Genomic DNA, 25,062 nt, shown 5'->3' with positions numbered 1-25,062 from the left:
ATTGGTCGCTGCGTTTTAGCGAGCCGTCTGTTTGCGCCGGTTGCCTGTTGTGGCGATGGCAAGCAAGAGCTCATTGCTCCGCCTTTAGCGTCTCGATGTATTCTTCGATTGCCTTTCTGCGGTTCGGGCAACCGTACGAAAGGGATTCGCATACTTCGATCAGGGCGCTTTCGAACAGGTCGAGAGCTGCATAGAGGCTTTTCCATGCTGCGTCGATGCTGTCGAGCCGATACGTTTTAAACAGCGCTTCGCGTTCGCTTTCCGACAGAAAGCGGGAGTAGCCATTTGTCGTGCTTTCCCGTATTGAGCGGAAACCCGTTTCGCGCGCCTGCCGCATAGCCGAGCATCCGAAGAAGCTCGACGCGCAGTATCTGCTCGAACATCCAGTTCGCAAACAAGAGCTCGTTGCGCAGCAGTCCTCTTGCTGCATAGGTGCAGGCGAAGAAGAATTCGTTTGCACAGTCGCCGACGTATGCCGGTCGAGGTTTCTGTATCCAAAACCGCTCGTCGAACGGCTCCTTTATGTCCGCGCAGACGCCGTCTTTATCGAGCAGAACCCGAATCAACGGATCTTGTCGGGCGTACTCGGCGGCATCGGTATCGGGAACGAGGGTGAGGTCTATTTTCGTGCCGTCGGAAAACAGCATCAAATAGTAAAACCACCTGGCGGGAAAGTCGGGTGGGAATAATTCCATCGCCTCGGGTTTTTGCAAAAAGACTACATCGCCGAACGCTTCGAGCCACGCTTCGGAGCGGGTAAAGCTTTCTACATCCGTGACCAAGAAGGCGGCATCGTAATCCTGCCACGCGTCGGGAGGCACGCTTGAATTGACACGGCTTCCTTCGAGCGTCGCTGCGCGAATTCTCTCGTCCGAGCGCGCAATCCTCGTAAAAAGCGCAAACATCTCTGCTGAAGTCCTCATGATTGCTCTTTGCGGCTAACTGGCGCTACCTCCCGTATCCCATATCCTTCACCAGCCCGTCGAAATCGAGGAAGTCCTCGACGAACTGCTTGCGCACGAGCGAATAGGGAACGAACGCGTTGTACTTGCTCGCGATCTCTATGCCGTCGGGCAAAGGCAGGCTGTGCAGGTCTGGCTGCGATGCGAGGATCGCGTGGATTTCGTTTTCGAGCTCCTCGGCGGTGCCGCTGTAGTTCACCTCGAGATAAACCGACGTCCTCCAGGGAACCTTGCTCTTGATGCCCCTTCCGAGCAGGCAGAAGTGCAGGGTGAACAGCTGTCGCGTGCCCACCCAGGGAAAGACGGCGAACGTGCGATCCGATAGCGGCGTGACCAGATGGTCGGCGATGCCGCTTCCCAATGCGAGGTAGCGAATTTCGCGGAGGCGCTCGGCGCAGCTTTCGCTCAGATACGGGTAGTGCTTGCCGTTTCGAAGGACGTCTCGCACGGTGCGCACGAGCACCGTATGCAGCTCCGATTCGAAATCGACGTCCCAATCGACCACCGAGATGCCGCCTACGCGCTTGACGAAGATGACCTTCGACTTCTCGTTTACGGCGACGGTTTCCCATGTTATGCCGGCGAGCGAGAATCTCATGCCTGCGGGGTATACCTTGTCGACGGTGCCGATGGGCTTGTTCTCGTCTTTCACGAGGTAGTATTCGGGCACGATGAATACGGTGTAAAAGTGGAAGTGGTTGACGATCTTCTCACCGATGCGCCCGATGATGAGGCCGCCCTGCTCCGTCGGCTGCACGTGCTCGGTTTCGACGAGGTGGCTGAGCAGCAGGCGATAGTCGTCTTGGCTGATCTCGCGGAAGCTCTCGAGCGAGAGGATCTCCTGCGCAAGGGAAGCGGGGGAGAGCTCCCCGTTGCTTTTCAGGCAGCTCATGGTCTGGTGGTAGAGCAGCGAATAGGGGTGTCTCTGCGGCGGGATCGGTTCGATCCAGCGCTTTTTGGTGTACAGCTCGATGATGGCGATGAGCCTGAGAAACGACCAATTGATCGGGCCGAGCTTGTCGGCTGCGGTGGCCTGGACGTCTTCGACGAACGTGAACAGAAGCTCGGGGATCTGCCCGCGCCGCCCGCATCGCCCGAGGCGCTGGGCGAAGCTCGAAACGGTGGCGGGCGCTCCGATCTGGACCGCCTGGTCGAGCGAGCCGATGTCGATGCCGAGTTCGAGCGTAACGGTGGCCCCGGTGACGATCTTGTCCTCGGATATCTTCATCTCGTCTTCGGCTTGCTCTCGCAGCTGAGCCGATACGTTGCCGTGATGGACGCGGTACACGTCTGGTGCCTTGTTTTTGATCGCGATCTCCCGAAGGTTGGCCATGATGAACTCGATTTCCTCGCGGGAGTTTGCGAAGACGATCGTTTTCTTGTCGAGCGTCATTTTGAACAGATATTCGAAGTGCGCGCGGTCGCCTGAATCGGCGAGGTTCTCATCGCCGTCCTGCGCCTTGACGAAACGGTGGACGAACAGGCGGATGCTGCCGCTCTTCTCGTCGGTCACCGGCGCCATGCAGTCGCGTCCCGAGCCGGTGCTGAGCCAGCTCTGCGCAAGCCCGAGATCGCCCAAGGTGGCGGAAAGTCCGATGCGGCGCGGTGCGGTGCCGGTGATCCTCTGCAGCCGTTCGAGCAAGCAGAGCACCTGGATGCCCCGCGAATCGCGCATGAAGTGGTGCACTTCGTCGATGATAACGTAGCGCAGATCTGAGAACATCTTGATGCAGGCGCCCCGCTTGTTCATGAGCAGGCTCTCAAGCGATTCGGGTGTGATCTGAAGAACGCCTTCGGGGTTCTTCACAAGCGCGTTCTTCTTGGACACCGACGCGTCGCCGTGCCACTTGCAGACGGGTATGTTGCCGTCGACGAGAATCTGCTCGAGGCGTTTGAACTGATCGTTGATAAGGGCTTTGAGAGGGCTGATGTACAGAACGCCCACCGATTTTGCGGGATTCTCGAAAAGATCGGTCAGCACGGGCAGAAACGCGGCCTCGGTTTTGCCCGATGCGGTGCCCGAGGACAAAAGCAGGTTGCTCTCGGTGTCGAAGATGACCTCGCATGCCGCTACCTGGACGGCGCGGAGCTCCGACCAGCCGTTGACATAGATATAATCCTGGATAAAGGGAGCCAGCCGCCCGAACGCATCGCTCATAGCTCGAACTCCGCGAAGTCGCTGTGAATGTCTTCATCGGTAAGGCCGCCCTTGGCCATGGCGAAGCTGTTGTCGCCCAAAACCTCCTGGATGCTCGTCCGGGGGTTCTGGTGAGCGATGCCGAGAATTTCGATGAAGTCGCGGATGATCTCGCGCGGGGTGATATGGGTATCGGCGCCCACTCGGTTGTACTCGACGGTGAGGAAGTACACGAGATCCTTGTGGCCGATCGACGGCTCGTAGCCGTAGAGCTGCGCATGGATGTCGCGTAGCTTTTCGACGAGCACGTACAGCTCTTCCTGCGAGAGCATCTCCAAGCGGATGATCGGCGCGGTGAGGTCCTTTCTGCCGTCGGTTGAGAAATGCCCCTCGGTCAGGCGCGACCTGAGCGCCTCGTAGCTGAAGATGCCCTTGTAGCGGTCTTCGACGCACTGGGGCGTGCATCCCATCAGAAAGCCAATGTGCTGGGCCTTGCCCTGCAGAGCGTCGTTGTACATCGTGAGCAGCTTCTCGTAGTTGTTCTGCCTCGATACGGAATTGGGTATCTTGAAGATGTTCACGAGCTCGTCGACCATGACGAGCGTGCCGTTGTAGCCGGCTCCTACGACGAATGCGGCGATGATCTTCAGGAAGTCATACCAGGTGTCGTCGGAGACGATCCAGTTGATGCCGAGGTCCGCCTTCGCCTCGCGCCTTGAAGCGTACTCGCCCCGAAACCACTTGAGAACGTTCGATTTCGTTGCCTGATCGTCGGTACGGTACGCGCTGTAGTACAGCGCGACGGCCCGCGCGAACTCGAACCCGTTCACCATGCCCTCGAGCTCGTTGGTGACCCGGTAGATGCTCCGCTCCACCCGCGCATCGAACGCGGCGCTTCCGACGGGATGCTCTTGGGCGACCTCGGCTTGGATGCTCGAAATCCAGCGTTCGAGCACGAGCGAGAGTGCGCCCCCGTCCGGCTTCGATTTGACCGACATGGTGCGCACGAGTTCCTTGTAGGTGGCAAGACCCTGACCCTTGGTGCCCGCGAACCGCCGCTCGGGCGAGAGGTCTGCGTCCATGACAACGAACCCCTTGGCGGTGGCGTAGTTGCGGATGGTTTGGAGCAGGAAGCTCTTGCCGCTTCCGTACTTGCCGACGATGAACCGAAACGTCGCCCCGCCGTCTTCGATGATGCCGATGTCATGCAGGATGGCATCGATCTCGCGCGTGCGGCCGACCGTTATGTATTCGAGGCCGACGCGCGGCACCACCCCTCCCTTGAGCGCGTTCATCACGACGTTCGCTATGCGTTTCGGTACCTGGTTTTCCATCTATGCATCCATCGCTTTCCTGAGGTCTCGTTCGTAATCTTCGTACACGTGCACCGCATCCCCGACTTCGAGGATCGCATCGCCGATGATGTCTGCGGCCTTCTCGTTGATGCCGTCGACGAGCACCTCGGGCATGACGTTGCAATCGAGCGCGCATCGGCTGACGTCTTCGTGCGCCAGGGCTGCCCGGACGGCATCCGCCTCGGCTTCGCTGAACAGCGTTGCGAGCTCGGCCCAGGCATCGGACGGATCCGGCGTATCCCGTGCTATGGGAACGGGTTCGAGAAGGCTCGTCGACTCGCTTGGAGGCTCGGCTTCCGCAAGAGGCTGCGTCGGCAAAACCAGAGTGGGGTCAACGATGGGTACCAGGAGCTTTTCCTGCGTCGAGAGGGCGTCGATCCGTATTCGCTTGAGATTGCCGGGATCAACGGCAATCGTCTTGCGGGTGAAGCGCCGGTAGAATTCGTCGCACGCCCGCTCGACTTCGTCGGTGATCGAAATCCCGATTCGCTCGAACGCGTTTTGGTCGACCGCCTTGAAGGAGTCGAGATCGGCCGAAAGGCGGTAGCGAAATTTCCGAATCGTGCGCAAACGGGCTTCCGTCGCCTTCATGATGTAGCCGATCAGCTGCGAGCCTCCATTGTCGAGCGAAACGGTTTTTGCTGTCCATACGCCATCTTCGTGCTCGTATACCTCCTTTCCGGAGATGCGGACCACGTGATCCTCCTGTGCAAGGTGGTCGTAGAACAGCGCCCTGACGAACGGTGTCCATCGCGAGGGGCGCTTGGCAACGCGAAAGACGAAATCATCGAAGCAGCGCTTCTTTTCAGAAAACACCCCGCGCAGCCGGTCGAGCACGAACGCGAAGCACCGGCGGATCAGATCGCTGGTTTCGTTGGTGTAGAAGATCGAACGCCTGATGTCGTAAGCCGCTATGCCCGAGAACAGATCGAAGCCCTCGTCTGCGTTCGCTTCGAAACAGAATACGGTGGGGTAAAACGCCTGCATGTCCTGTTCGAGTGCGAACGATCGAAACGACGCGTCGGGCAGGTAGTACACGAAGTAATCCTTGATCCAGGCGGGTACGTAGCGATCGAGGACGGGATCGCTCGTCCGGAGGGTGTCCCAGAGCTCGACGAGCTTCTCGAGCCCTTCGCGGGGATCGGAAACGCCGATGTTGTGCAAGAGCTCGTAGGCATAGAGAAACGCATACGAGGTATCCGTTTCTTGGATAAAGCCCCTGCGGGCATTCGTGCGCCAGCTGAAATATGTTCTCAGCTGCCCGTAGCCCATCTTCTGGTAACGAGGGTAGTAGCAAGAGAACGAGGCGCTTCCTTCGTACTCGTCGGCATGGTCGGCGGCGAGTACGGCCTGTTGGTAGAACACCTCTGCCTTGCCCATGTGGTACCAGACGCCCTGCTGCGCGATGTGCCTCATGTCGCGGAAAAGCGCTTGCGCTTTGTCCGGATCGGGGCAGATCGGCTGCGGTTCGGAGCGGGGCCTCCCGGCGCAAGGGGCATTGAGGCCCGTGGACTTTGTCAGCCGTTGCTCGGCCACTTCGAGCTCTACGAACGACCCGACGGGCGCTTGCCGGACATGCGCATGCGCCCGAGCCGCCTGGCGCGTAGGCCGCGCTTCCCGCGGCGGGATAGGGCAGGGGCGGTAACCCTGCTCCGAGTCGATGCCGTATATCATTCTTCCCGCGCCCACAACACCTCAGCTTACCGCGATTTGAAAAGAACATTCGTTCGATAGTATACAAGCGAACGAATGTTTGTCAATAATGGGTACGGTGCCCCGATGGGCTATGGCGCTCGGGCGCGGATCCGATTCGGGCGGGCAGCTGGACGGCGGCAAAAAAAGAACGCCGCTTTCGGCGACGTTCTCGGTTGTGCGTTGCGGATCGGCTGCGTACGGGTCGTGCTAGCTTTTGGGCGGGCTGACGGGCCAAAAGCTTTCGGTCAATTTCCAATTGTTGAAGTCGAGCGCATCGCCGCTGATCTCGATCTCTTGGATACCGGTGTCGTGACTGCCGTCCGCAATGGTCATGTAATAGATTCGCTTGCGGTTCGGGTCGTCGACCTCGAAGACCGTCTCGCCGTACTTCGCGCTATCGCCTCCCATTGCCTGGATGACGGTCGGATGGAAGTCCATATGGCTCACGGGCATATCGGATACGGCAATCGGCTGCCGCTCGCCGCTTTCGTTGGCAGGTTTGACGAGCATGATCGGGCTTGAGGCGCCCCATTTCAGGTCTGGTAGGACGGGCGGGATGTACCAGTACCCATGGTCGGCGGTTACGATGATCGTCGATGAGTCGTACACGCCGAGTTCCTTCATCTGTTCAAGGTATTCGTTGACGATCCTCATAGATCCGATCGCCTGCTGCGTGAAGGAGGAACCGTTTTCTCCTACGTTGTTGCCATTCTCGTCGAGGGTGTAGGGGGGATGCGCTCCCGAAAGGTGAATGAATCGGAAGGCGCCTGCTTTGCCGTCGTCGACCAGGCTCAGCTTCGATTCCTTGAGTTTCTCGAAGTAAGCGGCATCGTTCATCTGGTAGAGCGTGTTCGCGTCGTCTCCGCTGTCGACGGTTGAAACCATTTCGTTGTTCATCTCGTCGGTGTAGAACCAGAATTGCGGCTTGAGCAGCCATGGCATGTCCCGGTAGAGCGCTGCTTTCGCAAGAATCGCAATGGAGCCGGAAACGTTGACGTGTCGTATGCTCGTCGGGTGCAGGTTGACGGTTTGCTCAGCAAGCTCTTTTTCGGCGGGAAGCGTGTAATCCATTCCAAGGGAATCGCTGTACAGACCGATCGAATAATCGGTGTCGTATACGTCGTTGAGAAAGCTCGCGTTGCCGTATCGGTTGGCGAGGAAGTCGTCGAAGGTCTGCCCTTTCTTGGGCTCGACGTCGGTGAGCAGGAACGGCACCGCATAGCGTGTGGGAACCATTGACCCCGTAGAGTTTTCGAAGAACGTGAAGTCTTCGAACGGCTGAAGTAAATCCGGCTCAACCTTGAGGACGTTCTTCAGGTCTGCCGTGTCGTAGGTATCGAGGACGAATACCACGACGTTGCTTTCGGTCGATAGCTCGAACAAACCGTCCTCGGTACAGGCGATCGGTTCGGTTTCCTCCTTCCCGCCGGTTAGCACGTCTGGGTCAACGATGAGACTCGCCAGGCCGACGCTCTGCACCGCAATGAGGGCCACCGCTGTCGCTGTAGCGATCATTCGCGTTTGGCGGGCAAACTTGCGGCTCACGAGAATCAGCGCCGTGATCAGGGCTATCCATACGAATGCGGTAGTGAAGGTCGTCATGGTGTAATCCTGCCAGGGTACCGACGTTCCGTCGGCGGTTGGGAGGCCCTGGTTCATGAACATGGCTTGGACGTAGCAGCCCATGGCGATGCCCGTCGTAGCGAGGAAGGCGACGGTGAACGCGCGGCCTCTGAGCACCGACATGAGGAGGGCGCACGCGAGCGCAAGGCAGCTGGCAAAAGCGACCATGTACCAGCCGACATTCCCGACGCCCATGGTTAGGCTGCTTGCGTTCGAGGCGACGATTTCAACGGGGGCGACGACGAACAGGGTGTAGAAGAGAAACGCCGAGGCGATAAGCCCGTAGCCGATTCGCGCACGCCAACGAAGCTTATTCGCTGGATCGCGTTTTTCAACGCCCGCGCGGGCGGGTTGGTTCGAGGGCGGACGTTTGTCGCCGTGCATGCCGACGTCCTGGTTGCCCTCGGAAGCCGCGTCGCCGACGGGCTCGCCGGCGACGACGCGGTGGATGTCCCCCTCGACCTCCTTGCGCGCGTTCTCGTCGATCTTGAGAAGCGAGAACAGCTTGCGCCTCGTCTTGCGGAAGGCCACGCCGAGCACGGCCGAGAGAGCCACGGCGACGCCGGCGAGCGCCTGGATGGTGTAGGTCATCACGGAGGGGTCGACGTAGGCGTAGGCGGGCTCCGCCATGAACGGGAGGGCGAAGAGCGTCGCGACGGCCGCCTCGGGGAGGTGCGACGCCGCGGCCCTCGAGAGGCGCCGCGCGGCTCCCCCCTCGGCCCGGCCAGCCTCCTGCGCCCCGGGCCCGCCGCTGCGGGGGCCTTCGGACCCCCCTGCGGCGCGCTGCTTCTCGAGTAGGCGCGAGAGCAGGAACTCGCCTGCAACTTCGGCGCTATGGCCGAGGTTGAATACGGAGCGTTCGGTGGCTTCGGCGATGCGGTTGCGCCATTTTTCCTGGTTTGCGAGCATCTCCGTCACGGTTTCGGCTAGCCTGTCGAGACCGTCGAGCGGAAGCGACGTGCCGATCTCGCTGCGCAGCGAGATATCGGTGGGCACGATGCCGAGTTCTTCGTAATCGGGGTTGTTGACTTTCATGGGCGTGTCGATGAAGATGCTCGGCTTGTTCGTGGAGAAGGAAAACTCGTGGGCAACCGTCGACCAGTCGGTGATCAGGATATCGGAGGTGAATACCGATTCGTTCGACGAGAAATCGTCCTCGAAGTGCAGCTCGTCGTCGGGTTTGCCGGCGTGGCGGGCGAGGATTGCTTCCCAGCGGGGACGGTAGCGTTTGGTGTATTCGGGGTGCGGCCGCACGATGATGCGGTATCCCTGCCCGTCGAGGCCTTCGATGAGTTCGTCTATGCAGGTATCGAGGATGCAGCCTTCCTGCCATGAGGGCGCGATGATCACGGTCGGACGATAGCTTTTCCGTACGCTCTTTGCGGCGATTTTCTCGTAGTTCTCGATGGTGCGGTCGAGCAGATCGTAGCCATAGGGAACCAGTGTTTTTGCGGGCGTATCGTAGAGCTCCTCAGCGCGTCGAAGCTCATCGATCTGATGCTGTCCGACGCACATGATGGTGTCGTATCCGTCAAACGCCCCTTTGTTCGGCGTCATGTGGGTCGAGGTCATGTGGTGGAAGAAGAACACGTACTCGGTGTCGTCGCAAACGTATGAGCGCTTGATATAGTAATTGTCGAGGTCCTCGAGTGTGGCGACGACCATTTGCGCGTCCATCTTCATCATGAGCGTGATGATGCGTTTCGGCCCGATGTAGTAGGGGCGGATGCGCGGCTGATCTTCGGCTATGCAAAATATCTGGTCATCGGGATCGCTGGTGACGTAGTGGATGGGCATATCCGAGTTTTCGAGCAGCCATTCGATCGTTCCTTGGAAGTACTTGTAGAAGCCACTGCTTTCAGAGTAGAAGACGATGTGCTTGTTGACGACGTTGAAGAAGCGCTTGTAGTCGGCTTTCTCGCGTTTTGCGAGAGGGTTTCTCTGGTACCACTTCTCGCCGTTCGCATCGAGCGCCTCGAGCTCCGCAAGCTCGTTTTTGCTCGCTTCGAGGTCCTCGTAGTCGATGTGCTTTTTGGGCGGGATGATCACGTTGCAAAGCGCCTGGATGGCGATGGACATGAGGTTGGAGCAGACCCAATAGAAACCCATGCCCGTTGCAACGAAGATGCCGAGCACGAACGACAGGCCGATCGACAGGCCGTTCGTCATGTTTTTCTCGGCACGCGATTGCTCGCGTTGCAGCGGATTAATGCGGTTTTGCGCGAACCCCATAACGATCGCCGAGAGTCCGGCGAAGAGCGGCATGAGCCAGGAGATGCCGCCGTCGGTTGCGGGAACCATGCCCAAAAGCTCGGTACCTGGGGCACCGTAGTCGGTGATCGAGTGAATTACGTCGACAAGGCCGAATAGGATGAGGATCTGCACGGCGAGCGGTACGAGGCTCAGCATCGGATGGTAGTGCTTTTCCTTGAACATCTCGTGTTGCTTGTCGCCGATGGTTTCGCGGTCGCCGAAGTACTTGACCTTGATGCGGTTGAGGCTCGGCATGAGCTGCACCATGACGATGCTGTTCTTCTGGCACCACAGCGACATGGGCAAGAGGATGATTTTGACGATGACGGTGAACAGGAGTATGGCGATCCACCAATTGCCCGTGAGTTGATAGCATGGCTTCATGATGAAGTCGAGCGCTTGCGCAAGCCATTCCATTGTGCGAGAGACCCTTCCCCGATCGAAGATCGTGCGTCGCATGATATGAAGTCGCGACAAAACCCGGCTGTCGTGACGGCCGAATGACTATGATAAACCTAGTGCGCTCTACCGAGAAGCCCTCAATATGCAAGTTGCTTGCATATTGAACGAATGCGATCTGCGGTTAGTCTTCGGGCGGTGTGATGGGCCAATCGTTTCCAGTCAGTTTCCAGTTGTTGAAGTCGAGCGCATCGCCGCTGATTTCGATTTCCCTGATGCCCGTATCGTGCCTGCCGTTCGAGGTGGTCATGTAGTAAAGGCGCTTCCGGCCGGGATCGTTGATCTCGAAAACCGTATCGCCGTATGCGTCGCTGTCGCCGCCGATCGCCTCGATGACGGTCGGATGAAAATCCATGTGACTGACGGGGGCGTTCGAAATCGCCATCGGTTTTCGGCTTCCAGAATCGTTGGCTGGCTTTACGAGCATGATCGGGCTTGTTGGCCCAGCAACCATGTCGGGCGTGCTGTACCAGTAGCCGTGGTCTGCCGTGACGACGATCGTCGAGGAGTCGTACACGCCGAGCTCCTTCATCTGCTCGAGGTATTCTCCGACTATGTTGAGCGCGCCTTCGGCTTGCTGATCGAGCGTTGCGTTTCCCTCGCCGACCTCGGTGCAGCTTTCGTCCATGAGGTAGGGAATATGGGTGCCGTTAAGGTGTATGAACCTGAACGCGCCCGCGGTTCCCTCGTCGACGACGCTGAGGCGTTTGGTCGTGAGCTTTTCGTAATAAGCGGGGTCGTTCATTTGGTAGAGGGTGCTCGCGTCGTCTCTTTCGTCGGCGCTGAGGGTTACCATGGCGTTGTTCATTTCATCGGTGTAATACCAGAACGATGGCTTGAGGGCCCAGGGGAGATCGCGGTACAGGGCGCTCTTTGCGAGCATCTTGATCGTTTCCATTGCGTTGATCTGCTTTTTCTCGGTCGAATGCAGGTTGACGGTGCTTCGGGCTATTTCCTTTTCCTTGTCGGTGTCGAAATCGAGCTCAAGCGAGTCGCTGTACAGGCCGATCGAATAGTCAGCGGCGGCAACATCGGGCAAAAAGGTGCTGTTGTTGTATCGGTTTTCGTAAAACTCGTCGAAGGATTTCCCCTTTTCGGGAAGGGCGGCGGTGGTGAGGAAGGGCACGCCGTAGCGTGTGGGAACCATAGATCCGGTAACGTTGCTGAACAAGGTGAAATCTTCGAACGGGAGAAAGCAATCCGGTGCGATCTCGTGAATGCGGAGCAAATCGTTCGTATCGTACGTGTCGAGCACGAACACTACGACGTTATTTTCGGGGGCGAGCTCGAACAGGCCGTCCTCGGTGCATTCGAACTTCTCTGCGCCCATTGCTGTAAGTGCCTCGGGGTTGAGAAGCAGGCTTGCAACTCCGATGCTTTGCACGATGACGAGTGCGATTGCCGCAGCAGCTCCGAGAATGCGCGACAGCCGTGGCCTGATTAGGCTTGCTGTTCCCAATGCTGCGAGAAGGGCAAGCCATACGGCGGCGGTCCCCCAGGTTTTCGGTGCGTGGTCCTGCCAAGAAACCGGATTTCCGTCGGCAATCGGAAGGCCTTGGTTCATAAACATTGCCTGCAGATAGCAACATATGGCGAACCCCGTTACCGCAGCGAGGGCGACGGCAAAAGCCTTGCCGCGCAATGCCGACAGGAGCAACGCGCATGCTATCGTAAGTCCCGCGGAAAACGCCACCATGTACCAGCCGACGTCTTCGATGCCGACGAGAAGGCTCCCTGAATTCGATGCGACGATTTCGAGGGGGGCGACAACAAGCAGGGTGTAGAAGAGAAACGCCGATGCGAGGAGCGCGTATCCGAAGCGAGCGCCCCATCGGATTCTTTTGGACGCGGAGTCGTCCCCGTCTTTTTTTGCGTCGCCGGCTCGGCTCCCCTCGAGAGTCTCTTCGCGGGGCGGGAGCGGCGCTCCGTCGTCGCCGACGGGCTCGCCGGCTGCGACGCGGTGGATGTCCCCCTCGACCTCCTTGCGCGCGTTCTCGTCGATCTTGAGAAGCGAGAACAGCTTGCGCCTCGTCTTGCGGAAGGCCACGCCGAGCACGGCCGAGAGAGCCACGGCGACGCCGGCGAGCGCCTGGATGGTGTAGGTCATCACGGAGGGGTCGACGTAGGCGTAGGCGGGCTCCGCCATGAACGGGAGGGCGAAGAGCGTCGCGACGGCCGCCTCGGGGAGGTGCGACGCCGCGGCCCTCGAGAGGCGCCGCGCGGCTCCCCCCTCGGCCCGGCCAGCCTCCTGCGCCCCGGGCCCGCCGCTGCGGGGGGCTTCGGACCCCCCTGCGGCGCGCTGCTTCTCGAGCAGGCGCGAGAGCGGGAATTTGTTGCGCTGTTTATCGCTGATGAACTTGCGTTTGCCGAAACGCTTGACCTTGGTGCGGCTGGGGCTCGTCATGAGCCGCTGCATGACAACGCTGCTCTTTCGGCACTGCAACGTTATCAGTGAGAAGATAAAGGCGATCAGGGGTATGGCAAACCACCAGTCGTCTGCGAGCTGGTGGTACGGCTCCGTGATGAAGCCGAGCGCTTGCGCAGGCCATTCCATTGTGCGAGAGGTCCCTCCTGGTCGGTGTTCGCGCTGCGCGGTGCCAGAGTGTAGTTAAACGCAGCTGCTATGACAGTCGAATGACCATGATAAACCTAGTGTACGGAACCGAGAAGCCCATAATACAAAAGCGAATGACTTATTGAATCGGCGCGGGTTGCTATGTCGGGTAGTGTTATCGGGCTGACGCTATCATCGCGTTGTACGGAGTCTGATCGAGAGGTCGGTATTGAGCTGCTACGGGGAGCGCCGCTCTCGGAGTCGAGCGCCGCTCGTTTTGTACGCAAGCACGCCACCGATGGCGGTGGCGTGCGTTTCTCCGACGCAGCTTCCGCGCCGCGGATCATTTCGCTTTTCGATGTCGTCAGGAGTTCATTCTCTCGATGTTCGCGTAAGCCAGCTCTTCGAGCATGCGGTAGAGCGGCTGTACGTCGAATCCCTTGGGGAACTCCAGGGTCTTCGATGCGGTTTGCGTCTCGTGCGCCTGTGACATTGCCGAGTTTGCCATGTCTTTCATCTTGCCTTACAGCGCCATCTTCTCTTCCCCTCTGTTTTTGCTTCGAGAGCGATGAACCTCTTTCCCGGTGCATGGCCGAACGGCTGGCTCCCGCCTTGCCTCCTTACGCGGCGCAACATTCTCAGTGGAATCATTAGAGGATGATTTCACCGGTGCTGCTTGACGGGCTATTCGAATATCGAGAATGCATGATGCGCGACCTGCTTCGCGGTTGTCGGGGATGCCGCCTTCGCTATGGCGAGCAGACGCTAGGCACCGCTATTCGATCGCGATTTTCGATGGCTGCCCATCGAATCTGGGTGATGCGAACCCCTATTTTGCGAATAGTCCAAACTGATGCTCGTCGGTACAGGGAGGCGCCCGATGAAATAATCACAGTCAATAAGGTTGCTCCATGAGATTGTCGGTGTTGGTCAACCGCATTTTCGACAACGAGAAGTTGCCTGCCCGTCAATGCATGCTTGACGGGCGCGGCTCCGCCGCCGTGATACGCTCGAAGAGCCAAAACACGTGAGAGTGTTCAGTGCACCCCGGGGATAGAGCAATTGATTGCGGTGCGAGGGTCGGAAGCCCGATTTCCTTGCGCCGGACTTGATCATTGGAGGGAACAGCATGGAAACATCGCGTAAGAAAATCACGGAAGAAAAAACGTCGTCCGCGTTTTCGCGCAGGTCGTTTGTCAAAGGCGGACTCATGGCGAGCGCAGCGGCGCTCGGCGGCGTAGCGCTCGCCGGTTGCGCGGCGCCTGCATCGTCGGAGTCGAAGGGCTCTGAAGGTTCTGCAGAAGGTGCTTCGGCTCCGACTGACGAGATAACGGCGCGGCTCGCCGAGCGCGTCAAGGGCGCCGATCTGCCCGATGCCGCTCCGATCCTGCCCGTCGATCCGCCTGAGGCGTGGGACGACGAGGCCGACGTGGTCGTCGTCGGCGTCGGCGGCGGGGGACTCGTGGCCACGGCGTATCTGGCGCAACAGGGGCTTACGGTGATCGGCATCGAGAAAGAGGGTATCGTCGGCGGGGCGAGCCGCCATGCCTGCACGTTCGCCAATGTGTTCGGCGGCTCGAAAGAGCAGAACGAGATGGAGTTCTCGGTGCCGACGTTCCCGCCCGACGTGCATGCTTTCATGCGCATGTACGAACAGGACAACTCCTATTCGATCGACGAAAAGTACCTGAAGAACATGCTCGAGATGTCGGGCCCTGCGTGCGACTGGATCATGGAGCAGGATGGCATGAACATGGTCTGCCTCGGCCCCATCTGGCACGACAAAGACGTGCATGACGGCAAGCAGAGCGTGGTGCTCGGTATGGACAACCCCACGAACGCAATGGAGGCGGTGGCTCTCGCCGAAGGCGCCGATATCCGCCTGTCGACCAAGTGCGCAAACCTCGTTTCCGACGGAACGCGCGTTCTCGGCGTGGTTGCCGAATCGGGCGGCAAGGAAAGCTTCATTAAAGCGAACAAGGGCGTCATCCTTTCTGCGGGCGGCTTCGGCATGAACCGCGACCTCATCCAGGCGTACCTGCCGAGCGCGTACGAGGGCACGGTGCAGGGCGGCCCCATGCCGTCCCATACCGGAGAGGTGTTCCGCATGGGCCTCGGACTCGGTGCCGACTTCGCGGGATACGATTCGTGGAGCTGCTGGGAGGGCGCCATCGACGAGGAAACTTCGGGTGGCGACGGCCAGTTCTGGCACTACTTCTGGCACGGCGAGCGCCAGCTGTTCCACAACCCGTGGCTCATCATCGACAAGCGCGGCAACCGCCAGCCGTACTTCGCCCAGACCCAAGAGCTCTTCGCGAACCCCGGCGGACAGATGGGCGACTTGAGCAACTGCGCGGCATGGATGTCGGCGGTGGGGCACAAGGTGTACTCCATCTGCGACTCGAACTTCCCCGAAAACGTGTTCGAGAACAACGTGCTCCTGCCCACCCAATCGGACCGCAACCGCATTCCGATCACCGATGCCGATACGCTCATCGACAACGGCGGTCTCGTTTCGGCCGACTGGCTTGCGGAAGTCGAGGATGCGGTCGCGCGCGGTGCGGTCAAGAAGGCCGACACGCTCGAAGAGCTTGCCGAGATGCTGACGCTCGATCCCGCCGTGCTGAAAAAGGCCGTCGAGGAGTACAACGAGATGTGCGCCAAGGGCGTCGACGAGGACATGTCGACCCCGTACGACCCCACGTGGCTCCACCCCGTCCAGGATCCGCCGTTCTACGGCGCGATCGTGGGCGGCCAGATGGCCAAGACCATGTGCGGCCTGCGCACCGACGAGAACCTGCAGGTCATGAGAGAGGACGGCACGCTCATCGACGGTCTGTACGCCAACGCGACTACGGCGGGCGGACTTTCGGGTGAAGCGAACTACGGATGCTTCTGGAATTCGACGGTGTTCGGCGGCGTGGGCACGAGCTGGATCACCGGCTGGATCGCAGCCCAGTGCCTCATCGAAAACGAGGGCTAGCGCACGCCGAGCCCTAAAACCCCTCCCAATGCGGGGCCGTCTCGTCCGAGGCGGCCCCGCCGTGCTTGCGGTGCGCTAACGGCGCACCCCGTTGCGGATGAACGTGGCGAGCTTTGCGGCTTGGGGCTTCGCGTTCGATTCGCTGTAGGCGAGGCAAAGGGGCAGATCGATCCGATCCTCCGGATGGAATGCCATGAACTCCGATTCGGGGTAGGCCGTCTTCATCGCGGGGTCGAAGGGCTGCAGATGGACTCCGCCTTCGTTGCAGAACACGTTGATGGCGTCGTCGTTCAAGGGAACTTCCTGGAAGAGCGGCTCGAATCCGCATTCGCGGCAGCGCGAGATGAACAGGCGGGTGAAGCAGTCGAAATCGAAGGGGCTTCGGATGGGGACGCCCTTGAGATCGGCGAGCTTGACGGGGGCTTTTTCGCAGAAGGAATTCCCTTTGAGCGTGATGACCCTCGTTTCGACCATCGATACGGGAACGAACTTGATGCCGGGGCGCTCGTATTCGCCGTGGACGAACCCGATGTCAATGGACCCGTCTGCGAGCGCGTTGAGCGTTGCCGTGTCGGAGAGCTTGTAGGTGGCGATGGTGCAGCCCGGCGTGCGGTTCCTGAACTCGTGCATGAGCCGTATCGGCTCGAGGGCGTCGTTGAAGAACAGGTAGTCGAGCGGAAACGATTTGAACGAGATCGAGATGGTCGTGCGTTCGGTTGATCCCGTGCGGCGCGCATCGAGATACAGATCGACTTCGTCCAGCTCGCGCAGCACGTTATCGGCGTGCTTGAGTATCTCGGTGCCCTCTTCGGTTGGGCTCATCTTGCCGTCGCGGTTGAAGATGTCGAAACCGAGCTCCTGTTCGAGCGAGCGTATCGCCTTCGAGATGGCCTGCTTGGATACATACAGGTCCTCCGAGGCTTTCGCCACGCTTCCGCATCGGGCGACCGATGCGATGTACTTCAGTTGATGCAGCTCCATGTGCGGCTCCCTCTTCCCTTGCAGCGCGTCCGGCCCGTGCGCATGTCGATCAATGCGCTATGCGTTTCCCGGCTTCTTCCCCCCGACTGCCTCTTTGCTCCCTGGCGATTTCAGCTTTATGAACAACTCCTCGCGCGTGGCGACGTTTGTTTTGAGGTAGATCTTGGAGATGTGCGTTTTCACGGTGCTCTGCGAGATGTGCAGCTCTTGGGAGATGAGGCGGATCGTGTAACCGTCCATGAGCAAGGCGAACACCTCCGCTTCGCGCGTTGAGAAGTTGGCCTCGGCCACGATGTCGTCGAAGGCCTCTTCGGTGCGCTCGGGTTGGTGGCGCTCGTCGGTTGCGGGGAGCTCGGCTATGCCCACCGCGAACAGAAGCTCGAGGTCGCGCGGGGTGAATACCGTGAACAGGAGTATGACCGCAACCAGATCGATGCCGAGCGTCAGGTAGTACATCTGCTCGGTTCCGGCGAACAGGGAGGTGTTCACGAGCGCGTGGCCGAAAAAGCCCCCGAGGCACACGGGGAACCCGCAGATGAGCCCGTAGGTTTGCGCGGTCGAGGTATGGAGGCGCCTGATGAGCAGCGCGCTTATGGCGAACACCACGGCGTCGAGCATGTTGCGCAGCGATCCTGTGATCCACGAGAACGCGGGGGAGTGGTAGGAGCCGAGCGTGGTGGCGATGAAGAGGATCACGATGACGGCCATCGCTGCGTAGAACCCCTTCGTCAGGGCGATGAGCTCCTGCTTGGGCGGCGCCACCACGATGAGGACGAACAGAAGGCTCAAGAGCAGCGTGCCGAAGTTGATGAGCTGAAACGACATGGACGAGGCGTCGAGATCCGATGCGGCCAAGCCCTCCTGCTTGGTGAGCACGGCGATGAAGAACACGACGAAGCAGACCATCGAAAGCTTGAGGACGCTCTTCTTCGATATGCCGAGCGCGCTGAACTCGTCGGTCGTCCGGGCGAAGAAGTTTTGGGTGCCGCGGGAGCCTGCGGTTTTCGGCGTGCTTTCCGGAGGCCCTTTCGGGCAGTTGATCCGACGGAGGAAGATCGCAACGATGACCGGCGTGAGCGCAAGCGACAGAAGCGAGAGGGCAGACGGCAGCGAGACGGTGACGAAGTAGTAGGCGATGCCGATGATCTTCGAGAGGCCGACGGAGATGAACAGGTCTTTGGCCTTCAGGTTGATGTAGGCGTTGGCGCACGACATCATGAACCATGCCGCCCCGACGCCTGCGAGCCCCGCTCCGACCCAGACGAAGTCGATGGGTATCCAGCCGACGCCGATCGCGGCGCTGACGGCGATGCTTCCCGAAAGCAAGCAGGCGGCGGCAACGAACGCGCTCGGTCGTTTGAACGAGGCGTCGATCTTTCGGTAGAGGAGCACGCCGAGCAGAATGGCGACGGTCATGAAGAGCGAGAACCAGTACAGATAGGTTTCCAGGCCCGCTGGATTGCCCGAGGATTCGGGGGGAAAGAGCGTAAACGAGGAGGTTTGGACATCGAGCCATCCCCACATGAGGCCCAAAGAAAGAAACCCCATGGTCGGCCAGCGCGCTTCCGCGCAATCGAGTGTCCTGTTCGGTATCAATGAACCTCCGAATGCCTTATAGGTCGTATGTTCAGTATTCGAGCATTATACCGCCTTTACGCACCGATCCCTCGGCGGGCACCGTATCGGTGCGTTGCGCCGAGGGAGTCGGTCGGTATGCGATTGCCTTTTCGGTTCGACGGGCGGCTGCTTGCTTGGCGGGCTAGTCGGTGATGCCGCAGGCGCGCCAGGCGGCAACGCGTCCGGTCAGAAACGCCCTGCCGACGCTCATGCCCGGCGTCGACATCTTCTGGTAGACGCCCCCGAAGAAGTTGCCCGAGTTGTTGCCGGCGGCATAGAGCCCCTCGATCGGCTTGCCGTCTTCGCCGAGCACCTGCATGTCGGCGTTCACCTCGAGGCCGCTCAGCGTGGTGAGCACCGATGCGTGGCGGGGGATTGCGTAGAACGGCGCCTTCGCGATCGGCTTCACCTTGTAGCCGAGCTTCCCGAAATCGGGCTCGTAGTCGTAGTCGCCCTCGGCAAGCTCGTTGTAGCGCTTGACGGTTGCGGCGAAGGCGTCGGCGGGAACGCCCATCTGCTCGGCGAGATCCTCGATGGTGTCGGCCTTGTACACCCAGCCGTTTTCAACGCCGTCGGGAACGATCATGGTCCAGTCGCCGTACTGGGTCATGCCGGTGCCCATGTTAGGCAGGTCCTCCATGTAGTTGTCGTCGAATATCTGGAAGTGCATCTGATCGGGCTGGCGCACATCCTGCGCCCACACCTCGTCGTAGCTCACATCCTCGTTCGAGAAGCGCACGCCTTCGGCGTTGACGCGCAGGAACGGGATGGTCGTGCCCTGCAGCGTGTGGAACCTCAGGCTCGGATCGTAGTGGATGTTCGAGCAATGCGGCGAGCGCTGGATCTGGCCACCGGCCCACATGCCCATGAGGATGCCGTCGCCTGTGGTTACGTCGGGGCGGGTGTAGGCCGAGTCAAGGCCGTCTGCCTGCTGGAGGTATTCGGCGCGCATCTCGGGATTGCACTCGTAGCCGCCTGCCGCCAGGATGACGCCCTTCTTCGCGTTGCAGAGGATGTACTCGCCCGCTTCGGTTTGGCCGATGACGCCCGTGACGCGCCCGCTTTCATCCTGGCGCAGCTGGACGGCCGGCGTGTTGTAGCGAACCTCGGTGTTGCCGCGTTCGACCGCGTCGTTCACGAGCTCGGTGGCGAGCGTCATCATGGTGCCCGTGCCGATCATCTCGCCGACGGGGATGAAGGTGGTCTGATACGAGCGGTTCCAATGCTCCGAGGGCGCCACGGGCTCTTCGATGATGAACGGCCCGTACTTCGTCTCGCCGAAGCGCTCGACGATCCAGTCGGCAAGATTGCCGCTGTAGTTGACCCAGTTGCCGAGCACCTCCCACTTGCCGAGGTTGCAGCCGGTCTCGCGGTTCATGTCACCGACGATCTCCCAGCCGTTCACGTCGTAGCCCATATCCTTCTGCATTTTGCTGCCGATGGCGGTGAACACGAAGCCGTGCGAGTAGACGCTCTCGATTTTCTGCAGCACGATGACGCTCGCACCCTCTTCGGAAGCGGTTGCCGCAGCGACGGCTCCCGCGTTGCCCGCCCCGACGACCACGATGTCGGCTTCGAGCGTTTCGGCGATCTGGTCGTCGCTGATGGGCTCCGGCTTCGCCTTGTAGTCCTTGGCTGCCTCAGGTCTCTGCTCGGTGCCGCCGTTCTCGGATGCGCTCTGCGCGGGCGAGGCGCATCCCGCAAGTCCCGCCAATGCTGCGGCGCCTCCCAGCGCGACGCCACCCTTGATAAAGCTCCTGCGATCGAGTTCCATGACTGTCTCCCTTCCTTCGTTTGATTCCCTCTCGCCGCTGTGTTTCGATTGCGGCGGAATGGCTTCATGCTAGGGGCGCGGGCGGAAAGGCGCATCGTGCAAAGCGTCTAGAAAGCGGATTTGGCGCTCAACTATTCGGACTAGTCCGGGGTAGACGGGCATCCGATCAGGTGAATCGATGCCGAGGCGATATGGCGCGCCCGAGGGTGGGACGGTCTGAAGTACGCGCGAGGCTTGCGGCTACCGAGGCGAGGGCAGCGATAGCTCGAACGTCGTGGTGCCGTCGGCGCTTTCCGCCGTGAGCGTACCGCCGAGATTCTCGGCGCAGGCACGTGCTATGGATAGGCCGGTGCCACGGAAACGGACGGTATGTGTACCATATTAGGGACAGAAATTGCGGAGAGTCCATTATCATGGAAACCCTATCGCTGCAAAACGCGTGCGACTGCAGGTCGCCTGGTCGTAAAGGGGAGTCATGGCCGAAGGACGTCAGAAGCTCAAACTGCTGTACCTGATGAAGATGCTCAACGAGGAAACCGATTCCGCGTGCGGGCTCACCATGTCGCAGATCATCGACAGACTCGAGGATCGGGGGATATCTGCGGAGCGCAAATCGATCTACCGCGACATCGAGACTCTGCGTGATTTCGGCTTGGACGTGCGAACGTACCAGCGAAAGCCGGTCGAGTACGCGGTCGAGGATCGCGACTTCGCCTTTCCGGAGCTGTTACTGCTCGTGGATGCAGTGCAGAGCTCGCGCTTCCTCACGCAGCGCAAGAGTGACGCGCTCGTCCGCAGCGTCAAGAAGCTCGCCTCGGAGCGTCAGCGTAAGCTTCTCGATAAGCGGCTGCATGTGGAAGGCCGCATCAAAACACAGAACGAATCGGTGTTCAACAACGTCGACCGCATTCAGGAGGCGCTCGCTAAACGGCGTAGGGTCTCGTTTTTCTATTTCAAATACGATGCAGCGAAGGAAAAGACCCTACAGCACGGCGGAGAGCGCTATGCTGAGACGCCCGTGCAGCTCGTTTACTCGGATGGGTGCTACTATCTGGTCGCATTCAACGAGAAGCACGACGATTTCGTAAACTACCGTGTGGATCGCATGGACGAGATCGAGGTGCTCGACGAGCCCGCGCAGCGCAACGAGCGGATTGCGAACTTCGATCCGCAGAAGCTCGAGGATCGTGCGTTCGGCATGTACAGCGGCAAGCCGGTTTCGGCCGAGCTTCTGGTTGAGGAAGAGGCTATGAGTGCCGTGATCGACCGGTTCGGCAAAGACGTGCAGTCGGTACCAACCGGCGAAGGCTGTGCACGCGTGAGCGCCGTCGTGATGAAGAGCCCCGTGTTCTTCGGCTGGCTTGCCCAGTTCGGCGACCGCGTGCGCATCGAGAAGCCCAAATCGCTAGCTTGCGAGTATCGGGACTACCTCGCTCGGATCGTGGAAGCGTACGGGAGGTGACCAAGGGGAAGCGCCTTTGGGCCGTTCGGTCGTGCCGCCAATCGTGAGGGCGAGAAAGCGGGAGTCTTCGATCTGCCGATTTCTCCGGACGGTTCTGATCGCGCACGCGCTTTTGCTGGCAAGCACGCGTAGGCATTCGTCTTCGCCTGCAAGGATTTCAAGCGCGATCGACGAAGCGCACTCGCCTGGGTGGACGGTAAGCCGCTCGGTCTTCGCTCCCATCATGCGCGAAAGAGGCCGGTAGCTTTCCCACTGCGCAACCGGGCCGCCTTCGCTGCCGGCGCTTGCCGCATGGGGGCTTTCGGCCGGACTGCTTGGGATGCCGCTTTGGAGGTATGGCGCATCGGTGTCGATGTCTCCGAAACAGAGCAGTGGCTTGCCGTCGCGCGATGGCATGACGGCGATGTCGCATGTTTCGAGTCTTATGATGATCGGAGCGTCAAGCACCCATTCGCCGATCAGGGTGTTTCGCGCGCACAGGATATCGGCGATGTACGAGCCGGAGAGATCTTTGAGGCGATCGTTCCATTTCTTGATTCGGCAGATGATGGGTGCATGGGCTCCTGTGCTCTTCATGTTCATGCGCTTCCTTATCGTCTGTGGCGTTCGTCGGTCTTTCTCAAGAGGATACAGGCAATGAGAAGAACAGATGTACGAAATCCGGGACAGCTTGTCGGAGCTTTTCGAAACGAGTGACCTCGCTGTTGCGTTCGATTTCCGAGAACCAGGATGGACGGCCCGCGGCGCTCTGGGTTCGAGGTGCGTTTGGGCTGCCGATATCGGCATGTGCCCGTTGGGGTTTTGGGCGTCGAAGCGCGGGGCTGCCTTTGGGGCTGCTTGCAAGTACACCGATCGGGCTGATACGCTCCTCGAGCGGGTTTTTCTTCGTTGTGTTGCATTTGGAGCGGAGCTGCTCGCACGCCCGACGCCTCGACCTGCGCCTACGCGAAAACTCGGTCGGCATTGGCTCGCGAAAGTCTGGAAACCTGCCCGAAACGGCCATCAAACGCAACACAATGAGGAAAAACCCGTAGAGAGGGACCGTTCAGCCATCTTGCTGCAACACGGTGCGGAAAAACGTGCATAACGGACGCGTCCGCCTGCGAACCGCTCCTGTCTGCGGACGATGTTAGCCTGCGGGACTCATCCACCTGCGAGCCGCGTCCACCTGCGGGACTCATCCACCTGCGAGCTGCATCCACCAGCGAACCGCATCGACCTGCGTGCGGCGTCCACCGGCGGTCGGCATCGGCGCGCAAGAACGCCGTGCGCTGCAGGTTGCATGTGCTTCGATATCCGTTTGATGGTTCAAGCGGATCAGACGAGCCGTCGGGTTGGCGCGCACCGAGCGACTAGCGTATCATGCGGTGAGTCGAAACCTGTTGGAGGTAGTGTATGCGCATACTGCTCGTGGAAGACGACGCGGCTATCGTGGCCGCTCTTTCGAACCTGCTTGAGAGCGAGGGGTACGAGGTTGCATCCTCGTCTCGCCAAGACGAGGCGGTGGGTCTGCTCGAATCCTCTTCGTACGATCTTGCCCTGCTCGACGTTTCGCTCGAGCAGGGGAGCGGCTTCGCCGTGTGCGCCGCCGCCCGCGAAAAGGCACCTGCCATGCCCGTCATGTTTCTGACGGCTTCCGATGACGAGTACAGCACCGTCGCTGGCCTCGATATGGGTGCGATTGATTACATCGCTAAGCCGTTTCGGGCGCGCGAGCTGCTCGCCCGCATCAACGCCGCACTGCGCCGTACGCAGGGAACGGCGGCTCAGCTCGTTCTCGGCGATGTCGAAATCGATCCCGTTTCCGCTACCGTGCGCAAGCGGGGCAGCGAAATCGTGCTCTCCGCGCTCGAATACCGATTGCTGCTCCTGTTCGCCCAGCATGCGGGTTCGCTCGTCTCGCGGGAGCGCATGCGCAATGCGCTGTGGGACAGCGCGGGCGAGTACGTGAGCGATAACGCCATCAACGTGTACATCAAGCGCCTGCGCGAGCGCATCGAGGACGATCCGTCCGATCCGAAGATCATCGTGACCGTGCGCGGTCTCGGCTATAAGGCGGGAAACTGACATGGGCGCTTTCGTACGAAATCCCGCCCTCGCGCGGCAGACGGCTATCCTCGTTGCGGCACAGGCGATCGTATGCGTCGGAGCCTTTGCCATTGCGGGGGGAGCTGCGGCCGTTGGCGCCGCCATCGCAGGCTTCGTTGCCGTCTTGCTGTTCTGCGTGTTCTCGCTGATGCGCCATCGTGAAATAACGCGGCTTTCCTCCGAGATCGACGAGGTGCTCCATGCGGGGCGCCGTGTCGATCTCACCGATTGCCGCGAGGGCGATGTGGCGGTGCTGCGCAACGAGGTTGCAAAGATGGTCGCGCGTCTTGCCCGCACTGCGGAGTCGCTCGAGCGGGAAAAGAGCGCCCTTGCCGATGCGCTCGCCGACGTATCCCATCAGATACGGACCCCTCTCACGGCGATCGAGCTGATGATTCCCGTGATCGAGCGGTCGAAAAGCGAAGAGGAGCGGGCGCGTTGGCTCCATGAGCTCGAGCGCATGGTGGACCGGGTGTCGTGGCTCGTGACGGCGCTGCTGAAGATGGCGAAACTCGACGCCGGGGCCGTGCGGCTGCAACGTCGCCCTGTCGACGTACCGAGGGCCGTTGAGGCCGCCGTTGACCCGCTTGCCGTCGCGCTCGACATGCGCGGCGTTACCTGCACGGTTGACGCGAGTGGTGCGGAATCGTTCGAGGGCGACGGTGCCTGGACGACCGAAGCGGTCGAGAACATCGTCAAGAACTGCATGGAGCATACGCCCGAGGGCGGCTGCATTGCGGTGACCGTGGAGCAAGACGCCGTCGCCTGCCGTATCCGCATTGCGGATACGGGTCCGGGTATCGCCGAAGAGGATCTTCCCCATATATTCGAGCGCTTCTACCGGGGAGGGGATCGCCTGTCCGGCGAGCTGGGGGAACGCGGCGACGGCGATGCTTTCCGCACGCAGGGTTTCGGTATAGGCCTCTCGCTTGCGCAATCGCTGATATCGGCGCAGGGCGGGTCGCTGCGGGCTGGCAACCTCGATTCGGGCGGAGCTTGCTTCGACATCGTTTTCCCTAAGGTGACGGTGTAGGTTCGCAAGGAGAATTACAATTCCGTAATGCGAGCGTCATGTCCGAGCAAGGCGCTTCTGCGAAGCTTGTTTCGAGCATTCATTGA

16 protein-coding genes are annotated in these 25,062 nt (G+C 60.3%); 4 read left to right on the top strand and 12 right to left on the bottom strand.

Going from position 1 to position 25,062, the window contains the following annotated elements; translation table 11 throughout:
• Nucleotides 1-70 precede the first annotated feature (70 nt).
• From MWL89_RS16420 to MWL89_RS11935, 8 genes are all read right to left on the bottom strand, one after another.
• A complete protein-coding gene (locus MWL89_RS16420) occupies nucleotides 71-337 on the bottom strand; it encodes an aminoglycoside 6-adenylyltransferase (protein WP_367997872.1) in 267 nt (88 codons plus the stop codon).
• Entirely contained in the window at nucleotides 237-923 is a 687-nt protein-coding gene (locus tag MWL89_RS11965) for an aminoglycoside 6-adenylyltransferase (protein WP_244386243.1), read from the bottom strand. The genes MWL89_RS16420 and MWL89_RS11965 overlap by 101 nt, the downstream gene beginning before the upstream one ends.
• 25 nt (nucleotides 924-948) lie before the next feature.
• Nucleotides 949-3,120: a DEAD/DEAH box helicase gene (locus MWL89_RS11960; RefSeq protein WP_244386242.1), complete on the bottom strand. Its 2,172-nt coding sequence runs from the start codon at nucleotides 3,118-3,120 to the stop codon at nucleotides 949-951.
• Nucleotides 3,117-4,433, bottom strand: coding sequence for an ATP-binding protein (locus MWL89_RS11955; protein ID WP_244386241.1), 1,317 nt, complete (start codon nucleotides 4,431-4,433; stop codon nucleotides 3,117-3,119). The genes MWL89_RS11960 and MWL89_RS11955 overlap by 4 nt, the downstream gene beginning before the upstream one ends.
• Nucleotides 4,434-5,870 carry a TerB N-terminal domain-containing protein gene (locus tag MWL89_RS11950; protein ID WP_244386240.1) on the bottom strand — a complete coding sequence of 479 codons (1,437 nt, stop codon included), beginning with the start codon at nucleotides 5,868-5,870 and terminating at the stop codon, nucleotides 4,434-4,436. It lies immediately after the preceding gene.
• A 486-nt stretch (nucleotides 5,871-6,356) separates the two neighbouring features.
• Nucleotides 6,357-10,442 carry a YidC/Oxa1 family membrane protein insertase gene (locus MWL89_RS11945; RefSeq protein ID WP_244386239.1) on the bottom strand — a complete coding sequence of 1,362 codons (4,086 nt, stop codon included), beginning with the start codon at nucleotides 10,440-10,442 and terminating at the stop codon, nucleotides 6,357-6,359.
• A 166-nt stretch (nucleotides 10,443-10,608) separates the two neighbouring features.
• Nucleotides 10,609-13,038 carry an alkaline phosphatase family protein gene (locus MWL89_RS11940; RefSeq protein WP_244386237.1) on the bottom strand — a complete coding sequence of 810 codons (2,430 nt, stop codon included), beginning with the start codon at nucleotides 13,036-13,038 and terminating at the stop codon, nucleotides 10,609-10,611.
• 364 nt (nucleotides 13,039-13,402) lie between these two features.
• The gene (locus tag MWL89_RS11935) at nucleotides 13,403-13,546 is read right to left on the bottom strand and encodes a hypothetical protein (RefSeq protein WP_180994956.1); all 144 of its coding nucleotides are present in this window, start codon (nucleotides 13,544-13,546) and stop codon (nucleotides 13,403-13,405) included.
• Nucleotides 13,547-14,167: 621 nt separating this feature from the next.
• On the opposite strand from MWL89_RS11935, the gene MWL89_RS11930 reads away from it, so the two are divergent.
• Nucleotides 14,168-16,021 carry an FAD-binding protein gene (locus MWL89_RS11930; protein ID WP_102377518.1) on the top strand — a complete coding sequence of 618 codons (1,854 nt, stop codon included), beginning with the start codon at nucleotides 14,168-14,170 and terminating at the stop codon, nucleotides 16,019-16,021.
• Nucleotides 16,022-16,096: 75 nt separating this feature from the next.
• On the opposite strand, the gene MWL89_RS11925 is transcribed toward MWL89_RS11930, so the two are convergent.
• The 3 genes from MWL89_RS11925 to MWL89_RS11915 form a co-directional block, all read right to left on the bottom strand.
• Nucleotides 16,097-17,002 carry a LysR family transcriptional regulator gene (locus tag MWL89_RS11925; RefSeq protein ID WP_102377519.1) on the bottom strand — a complete coding sequence of 302 codons (906 nt, stop codon included), beginning with the start codon at nucleotides 17,000-17,002 and terminating at the stop codon, nucleotides 16,097-16,099.
• A gap of 57 nt (nucleotides 17,003-17,059) precedes the next feature.
• Complete coding sequence (locus MWL89_RS11920) at nucleotides 17,060-18,598, bottom strand: LuxR family transcriptional regulator (protein WP_244386235.1); 1,539 nt, start codon at nucleotides 18,596-18,598, stop codon at nucleotides 17,060-17,062.
• Between the two features lie 163 nt (nucleotides 18,599-18,761).
• Nucleotides 18,762-20,393 carry an FAD-dependent oxidoreductase gene (locus MWL89_RS11915; RefSeq protein ID WP_244386233.1) on the bottom strand — a complete coding sequence of 544 codons (1,632 nt, stop codon included), beginning with the start codon at nucleotides 20,391-20,393 and terminating at the stop codon, nucleotides 18,762-18,764.
• Nucleotides 20,394-20,868: 475 nt separating this feature from the next.
• Between MWL89_RS11915 and MWL89_RS11910 the strand changes: the two genes are divergently transcribed.
• A complete protein-coding gene (locus tag MWL89_RS11910; RefSeq protein WP_244386231.1) occupies nucleotides 20,869-21,855 on the top strand; it encodes a helix-turn-helix transcriptional regulator in 987 nt (328 codons plus the stop codon).
• On the opposite strand, the gene MWL89_RS11905 is transcribed toward MWL89_RS11910, so the two are convergent.
• Nucleotides 21,799-22,437, bottom strand: a complete 639-nt coding sequence (locus MWL89_RS11905) for a hypothetical protein (RefSeq protein ID WP_244386229.1) — start codon at nucleotides 22,435-22,437, stop codon at nucleotides 21,799-21,801. The two genes, MWL89_RS11910 and MWL89_RS11905, sit on opposite strands and share 57 nt — an antisense overlap.
• A gap of 813 nt (nucleotides 22,438-23,250) precedes the next feature.
• On the opposite strand from MWL89_RS11905, the gene MWL89_RS11900 reads away from it, so the two are divergent.
• Complete coding sequence (locus tag MWL89_RS11900) at nucleotides 23,251-23,922, top strand: response regulator transcription factor (protein ID WP_102377524.1); 672 nt, start codon at nucleotides 23,251-23,253, stop codon at nucleotides 23,920-23,922.
• A 1-nt stretch (nucleotide 23,923) separates the two neighbouring features.
• A complete protein-coding gene (locus tag MWL89_RS11895) occupies nucleotides 23,924-24,976 on the top strand; it encodes a sensor histidine kinase (protein ID WP_244386228.1) in 1,053 nt (350 codons plus the stop codon).
• The last annotated feature ends 86 nt before the right edge of the window (nucleotides 24,977-25,062 follow it).

Source organism: Raoultibacter timonensis (assembly GCF_022845715.1).
In the GTDB taxonomy this organism is placed as follows: domain Bacteria; phylum Actinomycetota; class Coriobacteriia; order Coriobacteriales; family Eggerthellaceae; genus Raoultibacter; species Raoultibacter timonensis.
The sequence above is the reverse complement of the archived record's forward strand: the minus strand, read 5'-3'. Positions and strand labels throughout refer to the sequence as shown.